The 25,897-nt window shown below is 68.2% G+C and carries 27 protein-coding genes; 17 read left to right on the top strand and 10 right to left on the bottom strand.

Translation table 11 applies throughout. The features are described from left to right. Positions 1–77 precede the first annotated feature (77 nt). Entirely contained in the window at positions 78–269 is a 192-nt protein-coding gene (locus IT779_RS35810; RefSeq protein WP_196153937.1) for a hypothetical protein, read from the top strand. Between the two features lie 34 nt (positions 270–303). Here the strand turns inward: IT779_RS35810 and IT779_RS35805 are convergent, their stop codons facing one another. The 4 genes from IT779_RS35805 to IT779_RS35790 form a co-directional block, all read right to left on the bottom strand. After that, positions 304–1,311: an AraC family transcriptional regulator ligand-binding domain-containing protein gene (locus IT779_RS35805; RefSeq protein WP_196153936.1), complete on the bottom strand. Its 1,008-nt coding sequence runs from the start codon at positions 1,309–1,311 to the stop codon at positions 304–306. 92 nt (positions 1,312–1,403) lie between these two features. Next, positions 1,404–1,844 (bottom strand): molybdenum cofactor biosynthesis protein MoaE, encoded by a 441-nt coding sequence (locus IT779_RS35800; protein WP_196153935.1) that lies wholly within the window; start codon positions 1,842–1,844, stop codon positions 1,404–1,406. Further along, a complete protein-coding gene (gene moaCB / locus IT779_RS35795; protein ID WP_196153934.1) occupies positions 1,831–2,844 on the bottom strand; it encodes a bifunctional molybdenum cofactor biosynthesis protein MoaC/MoaB in 1,014 nt (337 codons plus the stop codon). The genes IT779_RS35800 and moaCB overlap by 14 nt, the downstream gene beginning before the upstream one ends. A gap of 42 nt (positions 2,845–2,886) precedes the next feature. Next, positions 2,887–4,092, bottom strand: a complete 1,206-nt coding sequence (locus IT779_RS35790) for a molybdopterin molybdotransferase MoeA (RefSeq protein ID WP_196153933.1) — start codon at positions 4,090–4,092, stop codon at positions 2,887–2,889. Between the two features lie 133 nt (positions 4,093–4,225). On the opposite strand from IT779_RS35790, the gene moaA reads away from it, so the two are divergent. After that, positions 4,226–5,284, top strand: a complete 1,059-nt coding sequence (moaA, locus tag IT779_RS35785) for a GTP 3',8-cyclase MoaA (RefSeq protein WP_196153932.1) — start codon at positions 4,226–4,228, stop codon at positions 5,282–5,284. After that, positions 5,277–5,519 carry a MoaD/ThiS family protein gene (locus IT779_RS35780; RefSeq protein WP_196153931.1) on the top strand — a complete coding sequence of 81 codons (243 nt, stop codon included), beginning with the start codon at positions 5,277–5,279 and terminating at the stop codon, positions 5,517–5,519. The genes moaA and IT779_RS35780 overlap by 8 nt, the downstream gene beginning before the upstream one ends. Before the next feature lie 3 nt (positions 5,520–5,522). Here the strand turns inward: IT779_RS35780 and nadE are convergent, their stop codons facing one another. Both nadE and IT779_RS35770 read right to left on the bottom strand, forming a co-directional pair. Further along, positions 5,523–6,374 (bottom strand): ammonia-dependent NAD(+) synthetase, encoded by an 852-nt coding sequence (gene nadE, locus IT779_RS35775; protein WP_196153930.1) that lies wholly within the window; start codon positions 6,372–6,374, stop codon positions 5,523–5,525. Between the two features lie 33 nt (positions 6,375–6,407). Continuing rightward, complete coding sequence (locus tag IT779_RS35770) at positions 6,408–7,064, bottom strand: TetR/AcrR family transcriptional regulator (RefSeq protein ID WP_408637829.1); 657 nt, start codon at positions 7,062–7,064, stop codon at positions 6,408–6,410. Between the two features lie 88 nt (positions 7,065–7,152). On the opposite strand from IT779_RS35770, the gene IT779_RS35765 reads away from it, so the two are divergent. The 4 genes from IT779_RS35765 (at position 7,153) to nrdE (ending at position 11,092) form a co-directional block, all read left to right on the top strand. Next, entirely contained in the window at positions 7,153–7,722 is a 570-nt protein-coding gene (locus IT779_RS35765) for an NAD(P)H-dependent oxidoreductase (RefSeq protein WP_196153929.1), read from the top strand. Positions 7,723–8,208: 486 nt separating this feature from the next. Continuing rightward, the gene (gene nrdH, locus IT779_RS35760; RefSeq protein WP_196153928.1) at positions 8,209–8,442 is read left to right on the top strand and encodes a glutaredoxin-like protein NrdH; all 234 of its coding nucleotides are present in this window, start codon (positions 8,209–8,211) and stop codon (positions 8,440–8,442) included. Positions 8,443–8,477: 35 nt separating this feature from the next. Then, a complete protein-coding gene (gene nrdI, locus IT779_RS35755) occupies positions 8,478–8,948 on the top strand; it encodes a class Ib ribonucleoside-diphosphate reductase assembly flavoprotein NrdI (RefSeq protein ID WP_408637828.1) in 471 nt (156 codons plus the stop codon). Positions 8,949–9,010: 62 nt separating this feature from the next. Next, a complete protein-coding gene (gene nrdE / locus IT779_RS35750) occupies positions 9,011–11,092 on the top strand; it encodes a class 1b ribonucleoside-diphosphate reductase subunit alpha (RefSeq protein ID WP_232542412.1) in 2,082 nt (693 codons plus the stop codon). Positions 11,093–11,111: 19 nt separating this feature from the next. On the opposite strand, the gene IT779_RS35745 is transcribed toward nrdE, so the two are convergent. Beyond that, the gene (locus tag IT779_RS35745) at positions 11,112–12,197 is read right to left on the bottom strand and encodes a restriction endonuclease subunit S domain-containing protein (RefSeq protein WP_196153926.1); all 1,086 of its coding nucleotides are present in this window, start codon (positions 12,195–12,197) and stop codon (positions 11,112–11,114) included. After that, positions 12,194–13,744 (bottom strand): type I restriction-modification system subunit M, encoded by a 1,551-nt coding sequence (locus IT779_RS35740; RefSeq protein WP_196153925.1) that lies wholly within the window; start codon positions 13,742–13,744, stop codon positions 12,194–12,196. Before IT779_RS35740 ends, IT779_RS35745 begins: the two co-directional genes overlap by 4 nt. Before the next feature lie 130 nt (positions 13,745–13,874). Here IT779_RS35740 and IT779_RS35735 point away from each other — a divergent pair, with 130 nt between their 5' ends. Further along, complete coding sequence (locus IT779_RS35735) at positions 13,875–14,090, top strand: type II toxin-antitoxin system VapB family antitoxin (protein WP_196153924.1); 216 nt, start codon at positions 13,875–13,877, stop codon at positions 14,088–14,090. A 49-nt stretch (positions 14,091–14,139) separates the two neighbouring features. On the opposite strand, the gene IT779_RS35730 is transcribed toward IT779_RS35735, so the two are convergent. Continuing rightward, a complete protein-coding gene (locus IT779_RS35730; protein WP_196153964.1) occupies positions 14,140–15,132 on the bottom strand; it encodes an LLM class F420-dependent oxidoreductase in 993 nt (330 codons plus the stop codon). 648 nt (positions 15,133–15,780) lie between these two features. On the opposite strand from IT779_RS35730, the gene IT779_RS35725 reads away from it, so the two are divergent. From IT779_RS35725 to IT779_RS35690, 8 genes are all read left to right on the top strand, one after another. Then, positions 15,781–16,860 carry an ABC transporter substrate-binding protein gene (locus tag IT779_RS35725; RefSeq protein ID WP_196153923.1) on the top strand — a complete coding sequence of 360 codons (1,080 nt, stop codon included), beginning with the start codon at positions 15,781–15,783 and terminating at the stop codon, positions 16,858–16,860. After that, positions 16,857–17,717, top strand: a complete 861-nt coding sequence (locus IT779_RS35720; RefSeq protein ID WP_196153922.1) for an ABC transporter ATP-binding protein — start codon at positions 16,857–16,859, stop codon at positions 17,715–17,717. Before IT779_RS35725 ends, IT779_RS35720 begins: the two co-directional genes overlap by 4 nt. Further along, positions 17,710–18,594, top strand: coding sequence for an ABC transporter permease (locus IT779_RS35715; protein WP_196153921.1), 885 nt, complete (start codon positions 17,710–17,712; stop codon positions 18,592–18,594). Before IT779_RS35720 ends, IT779_RS35715 begins: the two co-directional genes overlap by 8 nt. A gap of 32 nt (positions 18,595–18,626) precedes the next feature. Beyond that, positions 18,627–19,967, top strand: a complete 1,341-nt coding sequence (locus IT779_RS35710; protein WP_196153920.1) for an LLM class flavin-dependent oxidoreductase — start codon at positions 18,627–18,629, stop codon at positions 19,965–19,967. Next, positions 19,964–21,202, top strand: coding sequence for an MFS transporter (locus IT779_RS35705; protein WP_196153919.1), 1,239 nt, complete (start codon positions 19,964–19,966; stop codon positions 21,200–21,202). Before IT779_RS35710 ends, IT779_RS35705 begins: the two co-directional genes overlap by 4 nt. A 4-nt stretch (positions 21,203–21,206) precedes the next feature. Then, a complete protein-coding gene (locus IT779_RS35700) occupies positions 21,207–22,793 on the top strand; it encodes an FAD-dependent oxidoreductase (protein WP_196153918.1) in 1,587 nt (528 codons plus the stop codon). Then, positions 22,790–23,116 (top strand): 4Fe-4S dicluster domain-containing protein, encoded by a 327-nt coding sequence (locus IT779_RS35695; RefSeq protein ID WP_196153917.1) that lies wholly within the window; start codon positions 22,790–22,792, stop codon positions 23,114–23,116. Before IT779_RS35700 ends, IT779_RS35695 begins: the two co-directional genes overlap by 4 nt. Positions 23,117–23,240: 124 nt before the next feature. After that, positions 23,241–24,239, top strand: a complete 999-nt coding sequence (locus IT779_RS35690) for a TauD/TfdA dioxygenase family protein (RefSeq protein WP_196153916.1) — start codon at positions 23,241–23,243, stop codon at positions 24,237–24,239. A gap of 253 nt (positions 24,240–24,492) precedes the next feature. Here the strand turns inward: IT779_RS35690 and IT779_RS35685 are convergent, their stop codons facing one another. Next, positions 24,493–25,233: an IclR family transcriptional regulator gene (locus tag IT779_RS35685; protein WP_196153915.1), complete on the bottom strand. Its 741-nt coding sequence runs from the start codon at positions 25,231–25,233 to the stop codon at positions 24,493–24,495. Here IT779_RS35685 and IT779_RS35680 point away from each other — a divergent pair. Further along, positions 25,232–25,594: a hypothetical protein gene (locus IT779_RS35680; RefSeq protein ID WP_196153914.1), complete on the top strand. Its 363-nt coding sequence runs from the start codon at positions 25,232–25,234 to the stop codon at positions 25,592–25,594. The two genes, IT779_RS35685 and IT779_RS35680, sit on opposite strands and share 2 nt — an antisense overlap. Positions 25,595–25,897: the final 303 nt, after the last annotated feature.

Here is a 25,897-nt window from a genome sequence, read left to right as displayed (position 1 = left end):
CCGCGTGTCGAGCCGGGTCGGGTCGGGGCCCGAGAACTGAGTTCGCCGTTCTGTCTTGCGACCGATGGGAGAGTTCCGTGTCCGAAACCTGCGAGAGCGCCACCGCCTATGTGATCGCCGCATTGGAGGCCAAGGGCACCGCGACCCGCGACGACTTCGATGTGCCCGCGATCGTGGCCGCCACCAGGGATATCGCCGACACCTGGGATTTCGCCAGCATCGAGGACGCCACCTTCTGGCGGATCGCGGCCACGTTTTTGAAAGTGTGAGCCTTGAAGGTGTGAGGCAGTTCCGAAGGCGGGATCAATCGAAGCGATCGGCGCGCGACGTGCTGTCCACGGCGGTCCACCGACGGGCCGCGCGGCGCACCGCACCCGCGTCGGAGTAGCCGAGCAGTTGCGCTTGGCGGGCGCGGCTGAGCGGCCCGGTGGCGACGGCTTGGCGCAGGCGGGCGTCGCGGGCCCGGTCCAATTCCTTGCGCCAAGTGGTCCCGGCTTCCATGAGCCTGCGTTGCAGGGTGCGCGGACTGGTCGCCAACGTGCGCGCCACCCGATCCAGGGAGGCGTCGCCCGTCGCGAGCGCTTCGGCGAGGGTGTCGGCGACGCGCTGCGGCCATGCGGTGGCCAGCGGCGGTGGCGGGGGGAGCGCTTCGGCGAGCGGACGCAGGATGCCGGCGAGCACCGGGTCGGCGGTGGTGAGCGGGCGGTCCATATCCGAGGCGAGGAAGGTCATGGCGTCGATCTCCGCCTCGAAGGTGATGTCCGAGGTGCCGAATACTTCCACGAAGATGTCGCGGCGGGCGGGCGCGCGCTGCCGCAGTGTGACCCGCACCGGGGCGAGCGGGCCTTCGACCACCCGCCGGGCGCGGCTCAACACCGCCGACAGGCCCCACAGCTGGGTGAGGTCGCGGCCGAGGCCGTCGCCCTCGATCATGTCCAGGGTCAGGCTCATCTCGCCTTCGCCCGCGCCGACCAGGTCGAAGCGGTGGTTGGTCGTGACGGCCGCGACGTAGGGACCGCAGGTCGCGAGGCCCGCGCCGAGGGTGGGTGCGGTGGAGAACAGGTAGTCGTACAGACCGAGACTGGACAATTCGTAGCGACGGGCCACCTGCAGCGCGACACTCGGATCCGCCAATCCGTGCGCGCCCAATTCCCACAGCCGGGAGAACATCTCCCACGGCAGGTGCATATCGTCGCCCGCCATCGTCCACTCGGGCAGGCCGGTATCTCGAATCAACTGATCCCGATCCAGCCCGGCCGCGCTGAGCTGCGATATCACGAATCGATGCAGCAGTACTTGATCGGTGCCCACGCGTCCTCCTGCAACACAACCGGATGAACACTTTGGGCGAGAACGCTAGCCGCGCCGTTTTGATTCGTCATTGGAATCACGTCACGGAATGGTTAATGCGCGCAGGCATTGACCCATTCGGACAGTCCGTCGGCGAACAATTGGCGTTTCCAGATCGGCACCTCGAGTTTGATGCGGTCGACCAGTTCGGCGCACACCCGGAACGCCTCGGCCCGGTGCGGCGCGGCCACCGCGACCACGATGGCGAGATCGCCGATGGTCAGCGCGCCGACGCGGTGCACGGCGGCCACCGGAAGTCCGGCCGCGGCGGCGACCTCCGCGCAGCAGGTCCGCAGGAACCGGTCGGCGTCGGGATGGGCGGAGTATTCGAGCGCCGACACCGCCTGGCCGCCGTCGTGGTCGCGCACCTTGCCGGTGAACACGACGACCGCGCCGTGTTCGGGTCCGGTCACGGCCGCCTCCGCCGCGGCGGGGTCGAGCGGCAGATCGCTGATTCCGGCTGCGCGGACGAGTGCGTCCTCACGTGTTGTCATGGCTGCCGCCTCCGGCTACTTGCGCCAACAGATGATCAAGGAGTGGCTCGAGCACGGCCATACCGTCTTTCACCCCGCCCGGCGATCCGGGCAGGTTGACCACGACCGACCGGCCCGCCAGTCCCGCGACGCCGCGACTCAGCGCGGCCAGCGGGAATTTCGCCGTGCCGCGCTGCCGGATCGCCTCGGCGACGCCGGGCAGTTCGCGGTCGAGCAGGGCGAGGGTGGCCTCGGGGGTCGCGTCGGTGGGCGAGGCGCCGGTGCCGCCGGTCGTGACGACCAGCGACGGTGCGAGATGCAACGCGTCGGCGAGTCCGACGGTGATGTCGGCGTCGGCGTAGACCAGCGGTCCGCGCACCGAATAGCCGAGTCCCGCAAGCCATTCCGCGAGGACCGGGCCGGTGGTGTCGACGCGGGTGCCCGCGGCGGCGCCCGTCGAGGCGACCACGACGGTTGCGGTCCGCAGCTCCGCGTCCGGATCGTGGGTTGCGGTGTCGGACGTCGGCGGCACGGGTGTGTCCGAGGTCGAACCGGAGCGGGTCCAGTGCCCGCGCTTGCCGCCGTCCTTGGTGAGCAGCCGGACACCGTCGAGTACGGCCTCGGGATCGACGGCCTTGACCATGTCGTGCAGGGTGAGCCCGGCCACGGCGACCGCGGTGAGCGCCTCCATCTCGACTCCGGTGGGGCCCTTGGTCTTCGCGGTGGCCTCGATGGTGATGGCACGCTCGGTGAAGCCGAATTCCACCCGAACCGAGGACAGCGCGAGCTGATGGCACAGCGGGATCAGTTCGGAGGTCTTCTTCGCCCCCGCGATGCCCGCGACGCGTGCGGTGGCGAGCACATCCGCCTTGGGCAGTCCGTCGGCTCTGACCAGGGCGACCACCTCGGGCGTCGTCCTGAGTTCCCCGGCGGCGACGGCGGTGCGCACGGTGTCGGACTTCGCGCTCACGTCGACCATCCGGGCCCGGCCCTCGCGGTCGACATGCGACAACTCACTCATACTTTCCACCCTGGCACAATCCGGTCCGGTACAGCTCGGCGGTCACAGCACCCGCACGTGCACGGTGGCGCCCGCGGGCAGGTCGGTGGCCTCGGCCGGTATGTCGATGAGGACGTCGGCCCACGCCATCCCCGCCACCAGATGCGAGCCGGGTCCCGACACCGACTCCACGCCCGCTTCGGTGAGCCGCCCGCGCAGGAACTGCCGCCGTCCGGCGGGAGAGCGCACCGGTTCCACCAGTCGTTCCGCGCGCACGGTCACCGGGGGCAGACCGGCGAGTTCGCGCAGGACCGGCCGGGCGAACACCTCGTAGGACACCATCGTGCTCACCGGATTGCCCGGAAAACTGAGCACCGGCACGCCGTCGAGCACGGTGAGCCCCTGCGGCCCGCCCGGCTGCACCGCGACCGAGCCGAAGACCCCGCCCAGCGGTGCGAGCACATCCTTGACCACCTCGAAATCGCCCTTGGACACCCCGCCCGAGGTGAGCACCACATCGGCGGATCGGGTCGCGGTGGCGAGCAGGTCGCGGAACACGCGGGGATCGTCGACGCTGTGCGCGACCGAGACGACCGCGACGCCGTCGGCCCGTGCCGCCGCCGCGAGCGCGATGCCGTTGGAGTTGTAGATCTGGCCGGGCCGCAACGGTTCTCCCGCCGCGACGAGTTCGTCGCCGGTGGTGACGATCGCCGCGCGCACCGGCGCGAAGACCGGCACCCGCGCCAGCCCGACGGCGGCGAGCGCGGCGATATGCCGCGGCGCAAGGACCGTGTTCGCGGGTACGAGCAGTTCGCCGACCTTGACGTCGGTTCCAGGTTCGCGGACGAATTCGCCCGAGGAACGCCCACGCAGCACGGTGACCGTGGCGCCGTCCGCCTCGGTGTCCTCCACCGGGATCACGCAGTCGGCGCCGGGCGGTATCGGAGCGCCGGTCATCACCTTCACGGCCGCGCCGTCGGGCAGTGGCGCGCGACCGTCCTGGCCCGCCGCGATCACGCCCGCGAGCGGCAGTGTGACGGGTGCCACCACCACCGAGGCGGCCCGCACCGCGTATCCGTCCATGGCGGAATTGCGGAAGACCGGCAGCTCGACCGGCGACCGCAGATCGGCCGCGAGCAGCCTGCCGAGCGACTCGGGCACCGCGACGGCTTCGGTGGCGCGCGCCGCCAACGGCCGCAGCAGAGCCTCGATGGTCTCGCGGTAGTCGTCGACGGACCGTGCCGAGGTGCGGGCGGGCCGAGCGTTCATGCGAGCCAGCCTATCGCCCTCGGGAAGGGACGCGATGTGTGCCGCAACTCACCGGACACATTCGTCCGGTGTGAACCCCACGGAGATGGCCGCGCCCATTGTGAGAGAACCGTGTCTGGTCATAATGGGAAACGTGACGTTGGTCGAGATGGGCATTCCTACCGTACGATCCCGTCCGCCCTCGCTCGACGGTCGGCCCGATACGCCGCTGCTGGTGGATCGATTCGGGCGGACGGCCCGAGACCTGCGCGTCTCGATCACCGAGAAATGCACGCTGCGCTGCACGTATTGCATGCCCGAGGAGGGTCTGCCGCCGATACCGCAGCACGAACTGCTGACCGTCGACGAGATCGTCCGGCTGGTCGGACTCGCGGTGGAGGAACTCGGTGTGCGCGAGGTCAGGTTCACCGGCGGCGAACCGCTGGTGCGCCGGGATCTGGAACGGATCATCGAGGGGTGTCACACGCGGGTGCCCGACACCCCGCTGGCCATGACCACCAACGGGGTCGGTCTCGTGCATCGCGTCCACGGACTCGCGCGCGCCGGGCTGAGCCGGGTCAACGTGTCCCTCGACACCGTCGACCGCGCCGATTTCGCCCGTCTCACCCGCCGCGACCGCCTGAACTCGGTACTCGCGGGCATCAAGGCCGCCCGCGCCGCCGGACTCGCGCCGGTCAAGGTGAACGCGGTGCTCATGCGCGAAACCCTCTCCGGTGCGGCCGACCTGCTGCGCTGGTGCCTCGACGAAGGCTGTGAACTGCGCTTCATCGAGGAGATGCCGCTCGACGCCGACCACGAGTGGGCGCGCGCCAATATGGTGACCGCCGCGCAACTGCTCGACGTGCTCGGCGCCAGGTTCACCCTCACCGAGGTCGGTCGCCCCGACCCCGCCGCACCCGCCGAACGCTGGCTGGTCGACGGCGGACCGGCCACCGTCGGCGTGATCGCCACGGTGACCCGCAAATTCTGCGACACCTGTGACCGCACCCGGCTCACCGCCGACGGAATGCTGCGGTCGTGCCTGTTCAGCGACGAGGAATTCGATGTCCGCGCGGCCTTGCGCGCGGGCGCCACCGACGACGAGATCGCCACCATCTGGCGCGGCGCGATGTGGAACAAATGGGCGGGCCACGGCATCGACGCCGACAATTTCGTGCCGCCCGAACGCACGATGGGAGCCATCGGTGGTTGAGATCCGCTACTTCGCCGCCATCGCCGACGCCGTCGGCAAGGACAGCGAAACCCTCGACCTACCCGCGGGCGCGACCATCGCCGACCTGCGGCTCACCCTGGCGAGCACCTACGGACCCGACCTGGAGACCATGCTCGGTGTCTGCGCTTACCTCGTCGGCGATGAACTCACCCGCGACCCGTCCGCCGCCCTCACCCCCCGCGTGGACGTATTGCCCCCGTTCGCGGGCGGCTGACCCTCACTGCCACCAGGTGTCGAGCGGGGTCACGGGGACGGTGCGCTTGTGGCGGGTGTCGCGGTAGATCGTCTCGATCTTCTCCGCGACCTCGGCGGTGACGGGTTCGCCCTCGAGGTAGTCGTCGATCTCGCTGTAGCGCAGGCCGAGCGCTTCCTCGTCGGGAAGGGCGGGCCGGTCGTCCTCGAGGTCGGCGGTCGGCACCTTGGACGAGATGGTTTCCGGGGCGCCGAGTTCGCGCAGCAGTGCGGCGCCTTGGCGTTTGGTGAGTCCGGTGAGCGGGGTGAGGTCGACGCCGCCGTCGCCGTGTTTGGTGAAGAATCCGGTGACCGCCTCGGCCGCGTGGTCGGTGCCGACCACGAGCAGGTTCTCCTGTCCGGCGATGGCGTACTGGATCACCATGCGCTCGCGGGCTTTGACGTTGCCGCGCACGAAATCACGCAGTTTGTCGACCGAGAGCGCGGCGGCGACCTCACCGGCGACCGCGTTGGCGCTCGGCCGCACGTTCACCACCACGGAACGGTCGGGCTGCACGAACCGCATGGCGACGCGCGCGTCCACCTCGTCGGACTGCACGCCGTAGGGCAGCCGCACCGCGACGAAGGTGGCCTCGGCGCCCTCGGCGCGCAGCTCCTCGGCCGCCAACTGGCACAGCCGCCCGGTCAGCGCGCTGTCCTGGCCGCCGCTGATCCCGACCACGTAACCGCGCGCGGGCGTGGCGCGCAGATAGTCCTTGAGGAAGTCGATCCGGCGGCGCACCTCGACCTTCGGTTCGATACTCGGCTGGACGCCCAGTTCGGCGATGATCTGTTCGCGGACACCGGATGCCGGGAGAGATGAGATAGCGCTTGCCATGGCAGGTCACTCTACTGGCGTGCGCCGTAGTGACTACGCCGGAGCACCGACGATCCGCGCCACCACGCGGTCCCAGTTGGCGCCGATCTGCTCGCGGCTGTAGCCGAGTACGCGCATCTGGTACATCAGCAGCGGGGCGTCGAGACCGGCGAGCAGCGAGTCGGCGAGCAGCGCGTGGTCGCCGTCGACGCCCGCTTCCCGCAGCAGCAGCACGACGTGGGATTTCAGTAGGTTGTACGGTGCGCCGGTGTAGCGTCCGTCCCCTTCGCTGATTTCGGCGGCGCGATGGAGTTCGCCTTCGACCTCGATGTCGAGCAGGCGGGCGCGGCCGAAGGCGACGAGTCGCTCGACCGGCGGCGCGCCGGGCCCGAGCGGCGGCGGCCCGAAGATGAACGCCTCCTGGTATTTGCGTTCGGAGTGGTCGAGCAGCGCGCGCATCAGTCCCGATCGGTTGCCGAAGCGGCGGAAGACGGTGCCTTTGCCGACGCCCGCCCGTTTGGCGAGTTCGTCCATGGTCAGCCCCTCGACGCCCTGTTCGCGGACCAGCTGCTGCGCGGCGTCGAGGAGCAGGCGCCGGTTGCGGGCGGCGTCGGCGCGTTCGACCTGGGCCTCCGCGTCGGGCAGTGACGGGCCGATGGGCAGCAGCAGCGGCCGGTCGCCGTTCGGAGGTGTGCTGTACGTCACAGGGATCACGTGCCTTCGGGGGAATGTAATCGGACCGTGGTCCGGTTGATGTCGGTGAAAGGTCGGATACCGCATCAGTACATCAGGAGTCGTCATGAGCCAGCCGCGCATCCTCGCACTCGTCGGAAGCCTGCGCGCCGAGTCGATCAATCGAAAACTGGCCGAGGCCGCGGTGCAGACCGCCCGCGACGGGGTCGAGGTCACCTTGTACGAGGGTCTCGGTGACATCCCGTTCTACAACGAGGACCTCGACGTGCCGGGCGCCGTGCCCGCGGCCGCGCAAGCTCTGCGCGACGCCGTCGCCGCCGCCGACGGACTGCTGCTGGTCACCCCCGAGTACAACGGCACGACGACGGCGGTGCTGAAGAACGCCATCGACTGGACCTCGCGGCCCTACGGCGCGGGCGCGCTGCGGGATCTGCCTGTGGCCGTACTCAGCGCGTCGATCAGCCCGAACGCCGCGAAGTGGGCGCACGGCGACACCGTCAAGGCGCTCGGCGTCGCGGGCGCGAAGGTGGTCGAGAGTGCGCACGTACACTTCGGGGCCATCGGTGAGCGCTTCGCCGACGCCCACCCGCGCGAGGACGCCGAGGCGCTGGCCCAGCTCGCGGGCGCCGTCGCCGAACTGGTGGCGGCCGCGCGGCCGGGCCTGGTCTCCGCCTGACCCGACGCGCACACGAGGCCGCCCCCGTTCTTTCGCCGAACGGGGGCGGTCTCGTGTGTCCGGTGTTCCGAAGTACTGCGGGAGGGGTTGCCGATGCGGATGTGACGCAGGTGTCCAGAGTGTTTGCCGGGAAGACGCTAGGGTGCGAAATTGTGATCTGTGCCACGGCTGTGTCGGTTGCCGAATCGACTGTGCTGGGACTTACCGCACCGAAATTTCATCTTTGTGACTCGCAACATCTCGTGTTGTTCGTATCTGTCGGCCACTAGGTGTAGTGTCTTGCTCACTGGAAGACGGCACGGAGTCATCGAAGGAACGGCTCGGCTCCACCCGGTTTCGGGAGAGCTGAACAGGGGTTTCCGGACCGGATCCAGGAGTTTGCGCAGCGTACGTCGGAGCATGTATCGGAGGCGGCCATCGGTCGCCCGGAACGATCGGCATACGGATCACAGGCTGTGGATCAGGCATAGGAGAGAGGGACGTCTTTTGACCATCACCGTGTACACCAAGCCCGCTTGCGTCCAGTGCAATGCCACCTACAAGGCCCTCGACAAGGTCGGGGTCGACTACGAAGTCGTCGACATCTCCCAGGACGACGAGGCGCGTGACTACGTCATGGCGCTCGGCTACCTCCAGGCGCCGGTCGTCGTCGCGGGCGAGGACCACTGGTCGGGCTTCCGCCCCGACCGCATCAAGTCCCTGGCGACCGTGGCGGCCTGACCGCCCGTCGTCCCGCTACCGGGGGAGGGGAGGTGATCGCCGTGACCGATCGAACACCCGGTCTGGTCTACTTCTCCAGCGCCTCGGAGAACACGCACCGCTTCGTCGAGAAGCTGGGTCTCCCGGCAACTCGCATACCGTTGCACACTGCGGACACGCTGCGCGTCGACGAGCCGTACGTGCTGATCGTCCCCACCTACGGCGGCGGTCGGCACGTGCTCGGTGGCGAGCGCTCCGACAAGGATTTCGTGCCGCGCCAAGTCGCCAAGTTCCTCAACGACCCGCACAATCGCGGCCTGCTTCGCGGCGTGATCGCCGCGGGCAACACGAACTTCGGCGACACCTATTGCTTTGCGGGGGAGGTCATCTCGCGCAAATGCGCGGTGCCGTACCTGTACCGCTTCGAACTGATGGGAACCGCGCAGGACGTCGAACGCGTCCGAGAGGGATTGGGATTGTTTTGGCAACAGCAACGACAGCGCCGACCGGAAAATCAGCTCGTCTAGAGCAGCCCGCGACGCGCGGTTCCGAATCCGACGAGGTGCTCGACTACCACGCCCTCAACGCGATGCTGAACCTGTACGGTCCGAACGGGGAGATCCAGTTCGACAAGGACCGCGAGGCCGCGCACCAGTACTTCCTCCAGCACGTGAACCAGAACACGGTCTTCTTCCACAATCTCGAGGAGAAGCTGGACTACCTGGTCGAGGAGAACTATTACGAGGCCGAGGTCCTCGACAAGTACGACCGCGCGTTCATCAAGTCGCTGTTCAAGCAGTCCTACGCCAAGAAGTTCCGTTTCCCGACCTTCCTCGGCGCGTTCAAGTACTACACCTCGTACACCCTCAAGACCTTCGACGGCAAACGCTATCTCGAACGGTTCGAGGACCGCGTGGTCATGGTGGCCCTCACCCTCGCCGACGGTGACAGAGACCTGGCGGGCCTGCTCGTCGACGAAATCATCGAAGGCCGTTTCCAACCCGCCACCCCGACCTTCCTCAATTCGGGCAAGAAACAGCGCGGCGAGCCGGTCAGTTGTTTCCTGCTGCGCATCGAGGACAATATGGAGTCCATCGGGCGTTCCATAAATTCCGCGCTGCAACTGTCGAAGCGCGGCGGCGGAGTCGCGTTGCTGCTCAGCAATATTCGTGAACACGGCGCCCCGATCAAGAAGATCGAGAATCAGTCCTCCGGCGTGATCCCGATCATGAAGCTGCTCGAGGACTCGTTCTCCTACGCCAATCAGCTCGGCGCGCGGCAGGGCGCGGGCGCGGTGTACCTGCACGCGCACCACCCCGACATCTACCGCTTCCTCGACACCAAGCGGGAGAACGCGGACGAGAAGATCCGCATCAAGACCCTCTCGCTCGGCGTGGTGATCCCCGACATCACCTTCGAGTTGGCGAAGAAGAACGAGGACATGTACCTGTTCTCGCCCTACGACGTGGAACGCATCTACGGCAAGCCGTTCGCCGATATCGACGTCACCGAGAAGTACTACGAGATGGTGGACGACAAGCGGATCCGCAAGTCGAAGATCAAGGCGCGCGAATTCTTCCAGACCATCGCCGAATTGCAGTTCGAGTCCGGCTACCCGTACATCATGTTCGAGGACACGGTGAACCGGGCCAACCCGATCGCGGGCAAGATCACCCATTCGAATCTGTGCTCGGAGATCCTCCAGGTCTCCACCCCGTCGGAATTCAACGACGACCTGTCCTACGCCAAGGTGGGCAAGGACATCTCCTGCAACCTCGGATCGCTCAATATCGCCAAGGCCATGGACTCCCCGGATTTCGCGCGCACCATCGAGGTGGCGATCCGGGCGCTCACCGCGGTGTCGGACCAGACCCACATCTATTCGGTGCCCTCGATCGAGCAGGGCAACAACCAGTCGCACGCGATCGGCCTCGGGCAGATGAACCTGCACGGCTATCTGGCGCGCGAACGGGTGCGCTACGGGTCCGAAGAGGGTATCGACTTCACCGATATCTACTTCTACACCGTTGTCTACCACGCGATTCGGGCGTCGAACCGGATCGCCATCGAGCGCGGCAGCTCGTTCGGCGGCTTCTCCGAATCCCAGTACGCCAGCGGCGAATACTTCGACAAGTACACCGAACGGGCGTGGGAGCCGAAGACGGAGCGGGTGCGGGAGCTGTTCGCCGACGCGGGCGTGCACATCCCAACCCGGGACGACTGGCGTGAGCTGCGCGCCTCGGTGATGGAACACGGGATCTACAACCAGAACCTCCAGGCGGTGCCGCCCACCGGTTCGATCTCCTACATCAACCACTCCACCAGCTCGATCCACCCGGTGGCGTCGAAGATCGAGATCCGCAAGGAGGGCAAGATCGGCCGGGTCTACTATCCGGCGCCCTACATGACCAACGACAATCTCGAGTTCTACGAGGACGCCTACGAGATCGGTTTCGAGAAGATCATCGACACCTACGCCGCGGCGACGCAGCACGTCGATCAGGGGCTCTCGCTCACGCTGTTCTTCAAGGACACCGCGACCACCCGCGATCTCAACAGGGCTCAGATCTACGCCTGGCGCAAGGGCATCAAGACCCTCTACTACATCCGGTTGCGCCAGATGGCGTTGGAGGGCACCGAAGTCGAGGGTTGCGTGAGCTGCATGCTGTGACGCGTCGGCATCCGCGCCTTCACTCGCCGGTGAAGGCGCGGTAGCGCAACGTCGCGAAAAGTGCGTCGAGCTCGCGCGATTGGGCGCGTTGGGTCCGGATCCGCTCGTGCAGCACCGAAGCTCGGCGGGTGAACGCGCGCTGGACCGGCGCGGGCGGCACCGGCACCCGCAGCGCCGCGAGGTCCTTCTTGTTCAACTGCGGCATCGAACTGCCGGTCGCCAGCGTCGTCAGGTCGATGCCGCGCAGCCATTCGAACAGGTAAAGCAGTTCGACGCCGTGCGGTCGAATCGCCATCAGATTGGGGTCGAGCACCACCGGCCGCGTCGTCAGCCTGCGCTTGTTGGTGGCGATCGCGCCGCCGCGCTTGGGGATCACGACGCAGCCTGCCGGGCAGGTCGCCCCGCGTGCGCCCGGCGTCGCCGACCAGCGGCGCGCGGCCCCGAGTTCGATATCGTTGCCGTCCACGGTGAGATCGGCGACCTTGAGCAGCAGGTGGCCGCCGGGCTGTCCGGTGAACTGCTCGCCCGAGGGAAGGGCCGCGCCGGAATGGAAGTCGGCGATATCGTCGAGGTCGGCGTGCGGCGGATCGAGGTCGCCGAAGGTCTCCATGAACAGGGTGCGCAGCAGTTCTTCCATCAGCGTCAGCGCGGTACGGCGCTGCACCGCAAGGGTTTCCGCGCGGTCGAGCAGATCCGCCACGCGGCGCTGGACGGGTGGCGGCGGCGCGGGGAACGCGGTGTCGGCGAGGAATTTGAAATGCCGCGCGTAGCCCGCGTCGGGCAGGTCGAGCGCGGCCAGCGCGTGGTAGAGGTAGCGCGCGTCGAATCCGGGACGCGGATGCAGCACCTTCACCCCGTCGGCGCCGACGGCGAACCGGTAATCGATGTATTTGACGCGCCGCGTGTGGTCGCCGAAGACGAGTACCGGTAGCGGGCCGGTGTATTCGTGGCGGCGGTCGTCGGTGTAACCCGCAGGCGTCGCGCCGCCCTGATCCACGATCGGCAACGCGCCCGCGGCCGAGTACCGCGACCGCGGGATACCCCGATGGCGCGGTGAGCGATCGGTGAACAACTCGGCGAAAGCGGCGCTCGGCCATGCGTTCACCACAGCAGTTCCTTCAATTCATCGATCCCGCGCTGGATCTGGGTCTCCAGCCGCTCGATCTCGGCGACGATCGTGCGCGAGTCCCGGAATTCGGCCGGAGCGCTGCGGATCTCGCGATAGCGATGCAGGGATAGATCGAAATCGCGCGCCATGATCTCGGCGACGGGCACGCAGAAACTCTGATCGGCACGAGTACGGTCGCGCTCGCCACCGGCGCGATCGGCCCACCTGCGCAGGACATCGGGAATGTTGTCCGCCGTGTGCGCGGCCTCGCTCGTTCGAGACGGTGTGTTCGTCGTTTCGCTCGCGGGACGGCGGCCGACATCGTCCACATCGGCTGCGGTGATGCCCGACTCCGCGCCGACATCGTCGCAGGCGGTCACGCCCGCTCGGGGGACACGGCCGCCGTTCGACGCGTACTCGGCTCGAGTCGGCGGATCGGTGCGCAGGGGCCTGCGGCGGTCGTCGAGGCTGTAACCGTCGGCGCGCACGTCGTAGAACCAGACTTGTTCGGTGACATCGCCTTTGGTGAACACCAGGATCGCCGTCGACACCCCCGCGTACGGTTTGAACACTCCGCTCGGCAGTTTCACCACCGCGTCGAGCCCGTGCTGTTCCACGAGGGTCCTGCGCAGCGTCCGGTGCGCGCGGGTCGAGCCGAACAGCACGCCTTCGGGCACGATCACGGCGGCGCGTCCGCCGACTTCGAGCGCGCGCAAGATCTGCGCGAGGAACAGCAGTTCGGATTTCCTGGTCGGCACGGCCGCCGACAGGTCGGGGGCGATGGTCTCGGCGTCGATGGCGCCCGCGAACGGCGGATTGGCCAGGATCATCGAATACGCGCCCGCGTCGATGCCTTCGGTGAGTGCGTCGCGGTAGCGGATCTCGGGCCGGTCGACCTCGTGCGCGAGCAGGTTCATGCCCGCGATGCGCAGCATGGTGGCGTCGATGTCGAAGCCGTGGCAGCGGTCGGGGCCGGCATCGTGGTGCGCGCGCACGTATTTCGCGGCCGCGACGAGGAATCCCGCGGTGCCGCAGGCGGGATCGCAGATCCGGTCGTGTCGGCCCGGCGCCAGCATCGCCACCATGAGGTCGATGATGTGGCGCGGGGTGCGGAACTGCCCGTTCTGGCCCGCGGTCGCGATCTTGGACAGCATGTATTCGTAGAGGTCGCCGGTGGTGTCGCCGTCGTCGTAGGTCATGCGGTCGAGCAGGTTGACCGCCTTGGCGAGCAGGGCGGGCGTCGGGATGGTGAACCGGGCCGAGCGCATGTGCTCGGCGTAGCTGGAATCCGCGCCGCCGAGGGCGCGCAGCCACGGGAACACTTCGTCGCGGACGAGGGCGAACAGCGCGGCGGGATCGGATTTCGGCAGTCGCGACCAGCGCAGGTGCTCGAATTCCGGTGCGGTGCTCTGGAGGTCGTCGAGTCGGCGCAGGAACATCAGGTAGGTGATCTGCTCGACCGCCTCCAGCGGGTTGGAGATCCCGCCGGACCAGAACGCGTCCCACAGCCGGTCGATCCTGGTGCGCAATTCGCCGGTGATCACCGTGGGGAGGGTATCGGACGGGCCGCCGGTTCGGGGCCGCGTCGTGACGTTTCTGATCGGAAGGAGTTCTGTGCGCGACCGGTTCGCCCTACCATCGAAGCGGGGTGGGCGGTGTTCGGGAGGTGCGGAAATGTCCGAGGTGACGGTCGAGGTGGACGATGCGGTGCTCGCGGTGGCAGGCGCGCTGCTGGGAACCTCGACGCCGGAGGAGACCGTGCGTACCGCGCTGCGCGAGATCCTGGTGCAGCGCCAACGCATGGCGGTGCTGGAACGGATGATGGTGCGGTCCAACGAGCGCGTCACCGACACCGCCGACCGGTGGCGCAAAACCCCCGCATGGCGATAGCGGCCTCCCGTGGTTCACCGGCCGGGCCCGGTGAACCACGAGGGCGTGCTCAGGCCAGGGCGGGGGCGACTTCGCGCTCGAACAGTTCGATGGCGGAGGTGTCGTAGGCGGCTTCGGCGAAGTTGAAGATCGCATACTCCAAGCCGAGCGCCCGCACCTTCGACAGGTTCTCGATGACCTGTTCCGGCGTGCCGACCGCGGCGGTGCCGCGATAGGTGTTGTTCACGAACCCGGCGGCCCCCTCCGCGCCGAGGAACGGGGTGGCGCGTGCCTCGATGTCGCGCAGCCGCTGCTCGACCTCGGCCTCGGTCGCGCCGAGGGCGACATTGAAGTTCGAGGAACGGACGATGGCGTCGAAATCGGTGCCGACCTCGGCGCAGTGCGCCCGCAGCAGCTCCGACTTGTGCGCGAACTCGTCGGGGACGCCGACGAAATTGGTGTAGCGCGCGTACTTCGCGGCGATGCGCAAGGTCACCTTCTCACCGCCGCCCGCGACCCACAGCGGAATTCCGCCCTCCTGCAATGGCAGCGGCCGCACGATCGCGCCGTCGACCTGGTAGTGCTTCCCGTCGAGGGTGGCCACACCTTTGGTCCAGGCCTGCTGGAAGATCTGCACGCCCTCGTCGAGGCGGCGCAGCCGGTCACCGGCGGAGGGGAACCCGTAGCCGTAGGCGCGCCATTCGTGCTCGTACCAGCCGCCGCCGATACCCATCTCAACGCGACCGCCCGAGATCAGATCGACCGTCGCCGCGACCTTCGCCAGATAGGCCGGGTTCCGGTAGCTCATCGCGGTACACATCTGACCGAGTCGGATACGCGAGGTGGTGGCCGCGAACGCCGACATCAGCGTCCACGCCTCGTGCGTCGCCTCCTCGGTCGGCACCGGAACGGTGTGGAAATGGTCGTACACCCACAGCGACTCCCAGACCGACCCCGCGTCGGCGCGCTGGGCCAGATCGCGCATCACCGCCCACTGCCGCGCGGGATCGATACCGACCAGGTCCAGTCGCCAACCCTGCGGGATGAAGATGCCGAAACGCACAGATATCTCCTTGTCGTACGCCCGAGCGTCGTTCACTCGGGCATCGTGTGGCGCGCGGTGGGCCGCCGAACACTGTGATGTCTCTGGACCCACGCGTCAACGGTTCGGCGCGATCTGATTCGGAGGGCGGCCGTATCTCCGACAGTAGCGTCGATTCCCGTCCCGGTTCTCGGGTGCGATCGATGCCGCATCGGTGCCCCCGGGTATCCGGTCGGCGGTCGCGTACCCGTCGGCGGCGTGAATCCCGGTGATCGGAACCCTTCCCCGATCGTCGTCGTCCTTGTTGGCTGAGTGCATGAAGCGTTCGGACATCAGCCCAGGTCAGGGGAATAAGAATCACCCCGATTTTCACAATGTGGAATGGCTGTTGTCTGGCGTCTCGGGTCACCACACCATGGGAAGCCACGGCTGAAATCGTCCCCAGTCACCAGCTCACGAAGGTTGCCGACGTGTTGATTCGCACCGCGCTCGTTCGCCGCAGGGCGATCGATCTGATGCGCGTTCCGCACGGAATCTGTCACCGCTGACGTGCGCGGCCGTCGCCGCGCACGGCTCGATCCGACCGCAGACAACTCCACCGGGTGAACCAACCCGGTGTCCTCGGCGACGCCACGACCTAGTTCGGCGCGCCTTCTCGAAGGAAGCTCCATGTCCTCCACCGCTTTATCGCGGCGCGTGTACAGATTCACCGCCGCCGCACTCAGTCTCGTAGCCAGTGTTTCCGTGCTGAGCGCGTGCGGCAGTTCCGGTACGACCACCACCGCCGACGGTAAGACCGTGCTGCGCTATCAGGGCAGCACCGGTCAGGTCTCCGCGTTCGAACTCGCCGACGACCTCGGCTACTTCAGCAAGATCTCGCTGAAGTGGGAGGGCGACACCACCAGCGGGCCCGCGAATATCCAGGCCGCGGCGACGAATCAGATCGAATTCGGCAGCGCGTTCAACGGCGCGGTGGTGAAACTGGTCTCCGGCGGCGCGAAGGTCACGTCGGTGCTGAGCTCCTACGGTGCGGACGACAAGTCCTTCAGCGGCTATTTCGTGCGCGAGGATTCCGATATCAAGTCCGCGCGCGATCTGATCGGCAAGAAGGTCGCCGTCAACACCCTCGGTGCGCACCACGAGTTCATCACCAGGGAGTGGCTGCATCAGCAGGGCCTGACCGAGGACGAGATCAAGCAGGTCCAGCTGGTCGTGGTGCCGCCCGCCAATACCGAGGACGCGCTGCGCAAGGGGCAGGTCGAGGTCGGCACGCTCGGGTCGGTCTTCCGGGAGACCGCCGTCGAACGCGGCGGCATTCGTCCGCTCTACACCGACAAGGCGATCTTCGGTGAGTTCGATTACGGCACTTTCGTCTTCCGCGACGATTTCATCGCCAAGAACCGGGACGCGGTCGCGGATTTCGTGCAGGGCACCGCGCGGGCGACGCGCTGGTTGCAGGTCACCCCGCGCGAGGAGGTGGTGGCTCGTTTCAAGACCATCATCGAGAAGCGCGGCCGCGCCGAGAACACCGAGCTGTTGAAGTACTGGCGCAGTTCGGGACTTCCGGTGCCGGGAGCGGTGATCGCGGAGAAGGAACTGCAGATCTGGATCGACTGGCTGGTACGCAACGGTGAGCTGAAGCCGGGCCAGTTGAAGGCGGCTGATCTGTTCACCAACGAATTCAACCCGTACGCCAACGGCACCTACCAGCCCACCAGCGGACCGACCGGAGAGGCGGTTGCCAAATGAGTTCCACGACACCGAAACTCGCGCTGAAGGCGGTGCGCAAGGAATTCTCCGTGCGTGACTCCGCCGAACGTTTCGTCGCGGTCGAGGACATCACCCTGGATTTGCACGAGGGCGAGTTCCTGGTGCTGGTCGGGCCGAGCGGTTCGGGCAAGTCGACGCTGCTCGACCTGCTCGGCGGGCTGAGCAAGCCCACCTCGGGGGAAATCTTGCTCGACGGCGCGCCCATCACCGGTCCCGGTCTGGATCGCGGCATCGTATTCCAGCAGTACGCGCTGCTGCCGTGGCGCACCGCGCGCACCAATATCGAATTCGGCCTGGAGGCCAAGGGGCTGCGGCGCAAGGAGCGTCGCCGGATCGCCGACGAATACCTGGAACTGGTGGGGCTGAGCGGATTCGGCGACCGCTATCCGCACGAACTGTCCGGCGGTATGAAGCAGCGCGTCGCCATCGCGCGCAGCCTCGCCTTCGACCCCGAGGTGCTGCTGATGGACGAGCCGTTCGCCGCGCTCGACGCCCAGACCAGGGAGTCGCTGCAGGACGAGCTGCGCCGGATCTGGCAGGCCACCGGCAAGACCATTCTGTTCATCACCCACGGCATCGACGAGGCCGTGTACCTGGGTCAGCGCGTCGCGGTGCTGACCTCGCGGCCCGGCCGGGTCAAGGCGACGCTCGATGTCGACATCGACCGCGACACCGGCGAGGACCTGCGTTCGAGCGAAGTCTTCCGTTCCTACCGGCACGACATCTGGACCTTGCTGCACAGTGAGGTCGAGCGCGCGCAGGGCCTGGAACGGCGATCCCTCTCCGACAGCACCACCACCGAAGAAGTACGGACCGAGAGGCCGATCCATGTCTAGCGCAACCCAGCTCATCGACAAGCCCGTGCCCGTCGAGACCCCCGCGCCGACCGAGCCCGCCGCACCCGTCGCGGCCGGGCCCTCGGTGGCCAAGCGCGTCGGCGGTGTGATCGCCCGCACCGCGTGGCGGCTGGTCAAGCCGTTCGTCGCCATCGCCATCTTCCTGCTGATCTGGCAGTTCGCGCCGGGCACCGGCCTGGTGGACGAGGTGTTCCTGCCGCCGTTCAGCACGGTCGCTCGCGCCTTCGTCGACCTGGTCGCCAGCGGGGAGATGTGGACCCACGTGTCGGCCAGCCTCAACCGCTCGCTGACCGGTTTCGTGCTGGCGCTGGCGATCGCCGTCCCACTCGGCATCGCCATCGCCTGGTACAAGCCGGTGGCCGATCTGCTCAACCCGATCCTCGAGCTGTTCCGCAACACCGCCGCGCTGGCGCTGCTCCCGGTGTTCGTGCTGATCCTCGGCATCGGCGAGACCTCCAAGGTCGCGCTAGTGGTGTACGCGAGCACCTTCCCGATCCTGCTCAACACCATCACCGGTGTGCGCACGGTGGATCCGCTGCTGGTGAAGTCGGCGGCCTCGCTCGGACTCAATCCGCTGCGGCTGTTCCAGAAGGTGATCCTGCCCGCCGCGATCCCCTCGATCTTCACCGGCCTTCGCATGGCCGCGGCGAGTTCGATCCTGGTATTGCTCGCCGCCGAGATGGTCGGCGCGCGAGCGGGTCTCGGCTATCTGATCACCGCGGCGCAGCAGAACTTCCAGATCCCGAACATGTACGCGGGCATCCTGGCGATCTCCCTGCTCGGCCTGGCCTTCAACGGCATCCTGGTCGCGCTCGAGCGCCGCTTCTCGCGCTGGCGCGTCGATCCGAGCCAGTAGCGTCACCGATAGCAGCAAGGAACTGAAAAACAATGTCCCCGAAGCAATTCCATCTCAATGCTTTCCTCATGGGCGTCGGTCATCATGAAGCCGCCTGGCGGCATCCGCGCACCGAGGAACGCGATGTGCTCGACGTGGCCCACTTCCAGGAGCTCGGCCGCATCGCCGAACGCGGCAAGCTCGACTCGGTGTTCTTCGCCGACGGGCTCGCCGTCGGCCCGCGCATCGAACGCAACACCCTCGCGGTGTTCGAACCGGTGACGCTGCTCTCGGCCATCGCCGCGGTCACCGCCAAGGTCGGCCTCATCGCCACCGCGTCCACCAGCTACAACGAACCGTTCAACCTGGCGCGCAAATTCGCCTCGCTCGACCACATCAGCGGTGGCCGGGCGGGCTGGAACATTGTGACCTCCGCGGGGGAGGACGAGGCGAGGAACTTCGGCTACACGGAATTGCCCGAACACGCGCGGCGCTACGAACGCGCACAGGAATTCGTGGATGTCGCGTTGCGGCTGTGGGACAGTTGGGAGTCCTCGGCCGTGGTCCTCGATCCGGAGCGCGGCGTGTTCGCCGATCCGTCGAAGGTGCACACCGTCGACTACGACGGCCCGCGCTTCACGGTGCGCGGACCGCTCAACTCCCCGCGCACGCCGCAAGGTCATCCGCTGCTGGTGCAGGCCGGATCCTCGGAGAGCGGAAAGGATTTCGCAGCGCGCTACGCCGAGGCCGTGTTCACCGCGCAGCGCACCCTCGCCGAAGGGCAGAGCTTCTACCGGGATCTCAAGTCCCGCTTGGCCAGATACGGCCGCGCGGCCGACGAGCTCAAGGTGTTGCCCGGCCTTGTGCCCTACATCGCCGACACCGAGGCCGAGGCGATCGCGCTGGAACAGGAGTTCACCGACCTGATCTCGCCCGACTACGCGCTGGGCCAGCTGTCCAGGATGCTCGGTGTCGACCTCACCGAACACGCGCTGGACGCCCCGCTGCCGCCGCTGCCCGAGATCACCGACTTCGAGGGCAACAAGAGCCGGTTCGAACTGGTCAAGGAACTCGCCGAGAACGAGCGCCTGACCGTGCGCCAACTCATCGGCAAACTCGGCGGCGGGCGCGGGCACCGGTCCTTCGCGGGCACCCCGACCCAGATCGCCGACGAGCTGCAGAGCTGGTTCGAGAACGGCGCGGCCGACGGATTCAACATCATGCCGCCGTACCTGCCCGGCGGTCTCGAGGACTTCGTCGACAAGGTCGTGCCGATCCTCCAGGAGCGCGGACTGTTCCGCACCGACTACGAATCCGACACGCTGCGTGGACATTACGGACTCGAGCAGGTGGAGAGTCGGTACGCCGAGACGCGTTCCGAAGTGAGCGCATGACCGCCTGTCCCGCACCGCTAACGGAGCCCATCGATTCCCTGCGCCCGCTGGTGTTCCCGGTCTACGTGCCGACACTGGCTCGGGGGATCGGCATGGGCGCCGGTGCACCGGTGATGACACTGGCCGCGGTGGATCTGGGTGCGTCCACCGCGGTCGCGGGACTCGCCGTCGCCCTGGTCGGATTGGGCCAGGTGCTCGGCGACATCCCGGCCGGACAGCTGGTGGCGCGGATCGGCGAACGGGCATCGACCATCGGCGGCACGGCCGTCGGCCTGCTCGGCGTGCTGCTTTGCCTGCTCGCGCCCAATGTCGCGATGCTGTGCGTCGGCCTGCTGATCATCGGATTGTCCAATGCCGTATGGGGATTGGCGCAGATGACCTTCATGGCCGAGGCCATCGCCTTCGGGCGGCGGGCGCGCGCCATGTCGCTGTTCGGCGGGGCGATGCGGCTTGGATTCTTCGCCGGGCCGTTCATCGGCGCGCTGGCGATTCTCGCGATGGGCACCAAAGGCGGCTTCGCCGTACAGTTCGTGGCCTTCCTGATCGCGGGCTGGATGATGGCGAGGATGCCGCTGCCGAACACGGGAGCGCCCTCGGGTCTCTCCGCGGCGCCGCTTTCGCTGCTCGGGGTGGGCAAGCTGCATCACCGCGTGCTGTTCACCCTCGGCGCGGGCTCGCTGATGATGGGTGCGGCGCGCACCTCGCGCGAGGTGATCCTGCCGCTGTGGGCGCACCACATCGGGATCGGCGCGGCCACCGCCAGTGTGCTTTTCGGCATCGGCGCGGCACTGGAGCTGGTATTCGCCTATCCCGCAGGACATCTGATGGACCGCTTCGGCCGAGGACCCGTCGCGATACCGTCGCTGGCCATCCTCGCCGTCTCCTACGTCGCCGTGCCGTTCACCGCGACCACGGCGGCGCTCGGCGCGGTCGCGGTGGCGATGGGCATCGGCAACGGGGTCGGCAACGGCGTGATCATGACCCTCGGCGCCGATATCGCGCCCGCCGCCATCCGCTCGGAATTCCTCGCCGCCTGGCGACTGACCCACGACGGCGGCTCCTTCGTCGGACCACTGCTGATCGGCGCGCTCGCGGGCGCCGCGCCGTTGGCCGCGGCCTCGGTGACCATCGGCGCCATCGCGGCGGTCGGCGCAGGCGTGATGGCCCGCTACATCCCGCACTACAGCCCATGGCCTCCACCGAACAGAACACTCGAACCCTCCGACGGAAGGTGACATCATGAGCGAAACCGATGTACTGGTGATCGGCGGCGGACCCGCGGGCACCTGGGCCGCGTTGAAGGCCGCCGCGGCGGGCGCCACGGTCACGTTGGCGGACAAGGGTTTCTGCGGCAGCAGCGGCGCGACCGCAGCCGCGGGCACCGGGATCTGGTACGTGGAACCCGAACCGGAGCTGCGCGAGCGTGCCATGGCCAGTCGTGAAGGCCTCGGCGGCTACCTGGCCGACCGCGACTGGATGGCCAGGGTGCTCGACGAAACCTACGAACTCGTCAACGAACTCGCCGAACAGGGCCGCTACCCGTTCCCGGTGACGCCGGAGGGCAAATCGCTGCGCACCGGCGTCCAAGGCCCGGAATACATGAAGCGCCAACGGCTTCGGGTTCGTCGCGCCGGCGTCCGCATCCTCGACCACACCCCGGCCGTCGAACTGCTGCGCACCGCCGACGGCACCGTGGCGGGCGCGCGCCTGCACCGGCTCTCCGACGGCGCGCGCGTCGACGTGCACGCCCGCGCGGTCGTCCTGGCCACCGGCGGCTGCGCGTTCCAGTCGAAAACCCTCGGCTGCGACGTGAACACCGGCGACGGCGCGCTCATGGCGGTCGAGGCGGGCGCGGAACTGTCGGGGATGGAGTTCTCCAACGCCTACGCCATCGCGCCCGCGTTCACCTCGGTCACCAAGACCGCCTACTACTCCTTCGCCACCTTCTACCTCGGCAACGGCGAGCCGCTGGAAGGCGCGTCGAGCAAGGGCGGACGCTCGGTGATCGCGCGCACCCTGCTCGACGAACCGGTCTACTGCACATTGGATCTGGCCGACGAAGCACAGCGGCGGGCCATGCGGCGCGGACAGCCCAATTTCTTCCTCACCTTCGACCGCCTCGGCATCGACCCCTTCACCGAACGGTTCCCGATCACCCTGCTGCTCGAGGCCACCGTGCGCGGCACCGGCGGCGTGCGGGTCGCGGGCGCGGACTGCTCCACCGGCGTCCCCGGCCTGTTCGTGGCCGGTGACGTCGCGACCCGCGAGCTGATCTGCGGCGGCTTCACCGGCGGCGGCAGCCATAACGCGGCATGGGCCATGTCCTCGGGCAGTTGGGCCGGCGCGGGCGCGGCCCGGTTCGCCCGGCGGCAGTCGAGTGCGTCGGCCGAGCGCAGACGCGTCGGCGCGGGCGGTGTCGGTCTGCGCCCAACCGGCCGCCCCGACGCGGGTCTCACGCACACCGAGATCGTCGCGGCCGTGCAGCGCGAAGTACTGCCCTACGAGAAGAACTACCTGCGCCACGGCGACCGGTTGCGTCCGGCGCTGGCCGCACTCGACGAGATCTGGCGCGCCGCGCGCACCGGACTCGACCACACCGAAGCCGATCCGTCGAAGGTGCGCTCGGCCGCCGCGATGACCGCGCACGCTCGCTGGATGTACAACGCGGCGCTGGCCCGCACCGAATCCCGAGGCATGGCGCGGCGCGAGGAATACCCCGACCTCGATCCGGCCCAGCACCACCGGATCATCACCGGCGGACTCGACGAGGTGTGGACCGCGCCGGAACCGGTCTTCCTGGCCGCGGGCGAACGGGTTTCGGCATGATCGAGGTCGTCTCCGCCGAACGCTGCATCGCCTGCGACGCCTGCATCGATGTATGCCCCACCCACGTCTTCGATCGCGGCGCGGACGGGGTGCCGGTGCTCGCCCGCCGCTCGGACTGCCAGACCTGCTTCATGTGCGAGGCGTACTGCCCGGTCGACGCCCTGTTCGTGGCGCCGCGCACCGAAGCGCTGCCACCGGAGGATCCGCAGCGCGAGGAGTCCTACCTGATCGAGCACGGCCTGCTCGGCAGCTACCGCAGCGAACTCGGCTGGGGCGGCGGACGACTCGGCGCGCGCTTCGCCATCGGCCCGGAACTGCCGTGACCGCCCGCCCCCCTGTGCCCGCGCTGACCCGGCGGCGCGCGGTCGACTTCATGCGAATCTGCCGCAGCGCCTGTCGCTTCGGCGCAACTCCCGCCCGAACCCGTTCTCCCCAAGTGAGTTTGCCATGACCGCAGTGCACGAAAACCCCGTCACCACCGCCGCCGACAGTCTCGGCACCGATATTGCCGCCGACAGTCTCGGCACCGATATTGCCGCCGACACCGTTCAGGTCACCCCCGTCGCAGGCCATATCGGCGCCGACATCAGCGGTGTCGACCTGCGCGAAACCCTGACCGAGGCGCAGGTCGCGACGATCTCCGCCGCGCTCTACGAATACAAGGTGCTGTTCTTCCGCGACCAGCACATCGGTCACGCCGAACAGATCGCGTTCTCCCGCCGGTTCGGCGCCGTCACCCCGTCGCACCCCTACGACGACGACGCGCCGACCGAATTCCCGGAGATCCTCGCCGTCGACAGCCGCCTCTACGAAAAGCGTTTCGGCGTAAAGAAATTCAGCTACACCAACCAGTGGCACACCGATGTGTCCCCGCTGATCAACCCCCCTGCGGCGTCGATCCTGCGCGCCGAGATCGCCCCGGAACGCGGCGGCGACACCCGCTGGACCAACCTGGTCGCCGCCTACGAGAACCTGCCGGACGCGTTGCGCCGCTTCGTCGACGGACTGCGCGCCGAACACCGCTTCGGCGGCAGCAGGCCGGTGTGGGACGCCGACAGCGACTATGCCAAGAAGGTCGCCACCGCCCCGCTGGTCACCGAACACCCGGTGGTCCGCGTGCATCCGGTGACCGGCGAACGCGCCCTGTTCGTCAATCCCGGCTTCACCACCCGCATCGTCGGCCTTCGCCCCGACCAGTCCGACGCGATCCTGAAACTGCTGTTCGACGAGATCGCCCAACCCGCCTACACCGTCCGCTTCCGCTGGGAGCGGGGCAGCATCGCGTTCTGGGACAACCGCGCCACCGCGCACCTGGCCCCCAGTGACCTCGACCACCTCGACGTCACCCGCGTGCTCTACCGCACCACCCTCGAAGGCGAGATCCCCGTCGGCATCGACGGCCAACCGTCGACCCCGATCTCGGGCGCGGCGTTCAAGGGCGCGTAGCACCCCGGAATCCGGCCGGACGATCCCGTCCGGCCGGACCACTCCCGTCGCGATCGGCGCCGCCCTGTGAGCTCCTCGGTCACGAGGTTTCACTCAGTGCGGGTGGACATTTCGAACCCGACCGCCCGCGCGCAGACCGTCGGCGGCGTCGACATCGCGCGCCGGTGTGACGGGTATGCCCGCTCCCGGTGTGCTCGGAAAGGGTCGCTGTGAATCCTGGCGAGGACAGGGCTCGATCCGGGGTGGCGCTTCGCTACTCCGCGGTCGCGCAGGAGTTCCTCTGGACGACGGTGCCGATGCGGCCCGCTATCTGGCGCATGGCGGGCAGGATTTCGCGGATGAGGACGTCGTCGAGGCGGGCCGAGCGGGCTTGGACGCCGAGTGCGCCCCACACCTGGCGGTCGCGGCCGAAGACGGGGACGGCGATGGAGCGGACCGGGTCGTTGTCCTCGGGGTCCTGCCATTCGAATTCCTCGACCGCGAAACCCTTGCGGCGCACCAGGTCCAGATCGGTGCGCAGGCCGCTGTCGGCGGGGGACCAGGCGAGCAGGGCGCGGCCGGTGGCACTGGAGCGCAGCGGTCGACGGGCGCGCGGCAGTTGGTGGAAGCAGAAGTGCACGGGCGGACGGGCTTGCAAGACGGTGACCGCTTCGTCGGCTTCGGCGACGCTGAGGGTGGCCGTGATCTTGATGCCCGCGGCCAGCGCGTACATATGCGGCGCGGCGGAATCCAGGCCGAGCCTGGTCAGCGCGGGACGGGCGAGGACGGCGAGACCGTGCCCGACCCGGTAGCGATCGGTGATCGGATCCTGTTCCAGCAGTCGCCCGCGCACCAGCGCCTGCGCGAGCCGGTGCGCGGTGCTGACCGGTACGCCCGCCAGATGCGCGAGCTGGCTGATCGACAGTTCCGGATCGTCGCCTTCGAAGCAATTGAGCAGGTGGATGGCCCGTTCGACGGCCTGCGAACCCGAACGGGGCTGGTCGGTGGTGGCCATGGCGTCGTCCTCGCATCTCCGGGCCCGCCGGTTTCGGCCCCGCGCGCAACTGTCCCCGCTCGCGCAGGCACGGACAACCGTTCGACGCTCGCTGCGCGTAACCCTCCTGCTCAGCGGCATCCCGCGCGCGAACGTGCGTTTCTGCCGCGCCCGCGCGGAGAAAGCCGTGCACTGCGCGCGGTTGTCGGTCACGCACATGATCGACGACCGTCTCGACGTGCACCGGGCGCTGTACCCGCAGGTCGCGCACCTGTTCCTGTTCGGCGTCCAGACCGAGCCCGTGCCCGACCGGGTGTGGCACACCGCGACCCGGCCGGAGGTCGAGACGGCCGTCGCGGCCACCCTTCTCGCCCAACCGTGAACACGCGGCGGCGAATTCGCGTCGCCGACCCCGCGCGATATCGGTGCGGTGCACGCCCGGCGTCGGTGCGGTGAAGTTTCGGCGGTGGCTCGGCCTCGGCGCGCCCGCCGATGTGGTGTGCGGCGTCGGCGCATGTATCCTTCCTGAGGAAGCAGCGCACCCGGCATGGGGCGCGAGGCGGAAAATCGACGGTGGCGATCGCCGTCGTGACGACGACCAGGAGGTGGGTGCCATGTGCAGTGAACCTCCCAGTCGAAGGCCGCGCGGCGCCGCTCCTTCGTACTGACCGAACGTCTTTCTCCT

It is taken from the genome of Nocardia bovistercoris (genome assembly GCF_015674855.1).
Taxonomy (GTDB): domain Bacteria; phylum Actinomycetota; class Actinomycetes; order Mycobacteriales; family Mycobacteriaceae; genus Nocardia; species Nocardia bovistercoris.
The sequence above is the reverse complement of the archived record's forward strand: the minus strand, read 5'-3'. Positions and strand labels throughout refer to the sequence as shown.

Bases quoted from the DNA above. Each gene is read 5' to 3' on its own strand.
- IT779_RS35680 (WP_196153914.1), top strand. From the start codon at position 25,232: ATGGCGTCGTCCTCGCATCTCCGGGCCCGCCGGTTTCGGCCCCGCGCG.
- IT779_RS35700 (WP_196153918.1), top strand. From the start codon at position 21,207: ATGAGCGAAACCGATGTACTGGTGATCGGCGGCGGACCCGCGGGCACC.
- IT779_RS35765 (WP_196153929.1), top strand. From the start codon at position 7,153: ATGAGCCAGCCGCGCATCCTCGCACTCGTCGGAAGCCTGCGCGCCGAG.
- IT779_RS35695 (WP_196153917.1), top strand. From the start codon at position 22,790: ATGATCGAGGTCGTCTCCGCCGAACGCTGCATCGCCTGCGACGCCTGC.
- IT779_RS35705 (WP_196153919.1), top strand. From the start codon at position 19,964: ATGACCGCCTGTCCCGCACCGCTAACGGAGCCCATCGATTCCCTGCGC.
- IT779_RS35790 (WP_196153933.1), bottom strand. From the start codon at position 4,092: ATGAACGCTCGGCCCGCCCGCACCTCGGCACGGTCCGTCGACGACTAC.
- IT779_RS35690 (WP_196153916.1), top strand. From the start codon at position 23,241: ATGACCGCAGTGCACGAAAACCCCGTCACCACCGCCGCCGACAGTCTC.
- nadE (WP_196153930.1), bottom strand. From the start codon at position 6,374: ATGGCAAGCGCTATCTCATCTCTCCCGGCATCCGGTGTCCGCGAACAG.
- IT779_RS35720 (WP_196153922.1), top strand. From the start codon at position 16,857: ATGAGTTCCACGACACCGAAACTCGCGCTGAAGGCGGTGCGCAAGGAA.
- IT779_RS35715 (WP_196153921.1), top strand. From the start codon at position 17,710: ATGTCTAGCGCAACCCAGCTCATCGACAAGCCCGTGCCCGTCGAGACC.
- IT779_RS35800 (WP_196153935.1), bottom strand. From the start codon at position 1,844: ATGACAACACGTGAGGACGCACTCGTCCGCGCAGCCGGAATCAGCGAT.
- nrdE (WP_232542412.1), top strand. From the start codon at position 9,011: ATGCTGAACCTGTACGGTCCGAACGGGGAGATCCAGTTCGACAAGGAC.
- IT779_RS35735 (WP_196153924.1), top strand. From the start codon at position 13,875: ATGTCCGAGGTGACGGTCGAGGTGGACGATGCGGTGCTCGCGGTGGCA.
- moaCB (WP_196153934.1), bottom strand. From the start codon at position 2,844: ATGAGTGAGTTGTCGCATGTCGACCGCGAGGGCCGGGCCCGGATGGTC.
- IT779_RS35710 (WP_196153920.1), top strand. From the start codon at position 18,627: ATGTCCCCGAAGCAATTCCATCTCAATGCTTTCCTCATGGGCGTCGGT.
- IT779_RS35725 (WP_196153923.1), top strand. From the start codon at position 15,781: ATGTCCTCCACCGCTTTATCGCGGCGCGTGTACAGATTCACCGCCGCC.
- IT779_RS35685 (WP_196153915.1), bottom strand. From the start codon at position 25,233: ATGGCCACCACCGACCAGCCCCGTTCGGGTTCGCAGGCCGTCGAACGG.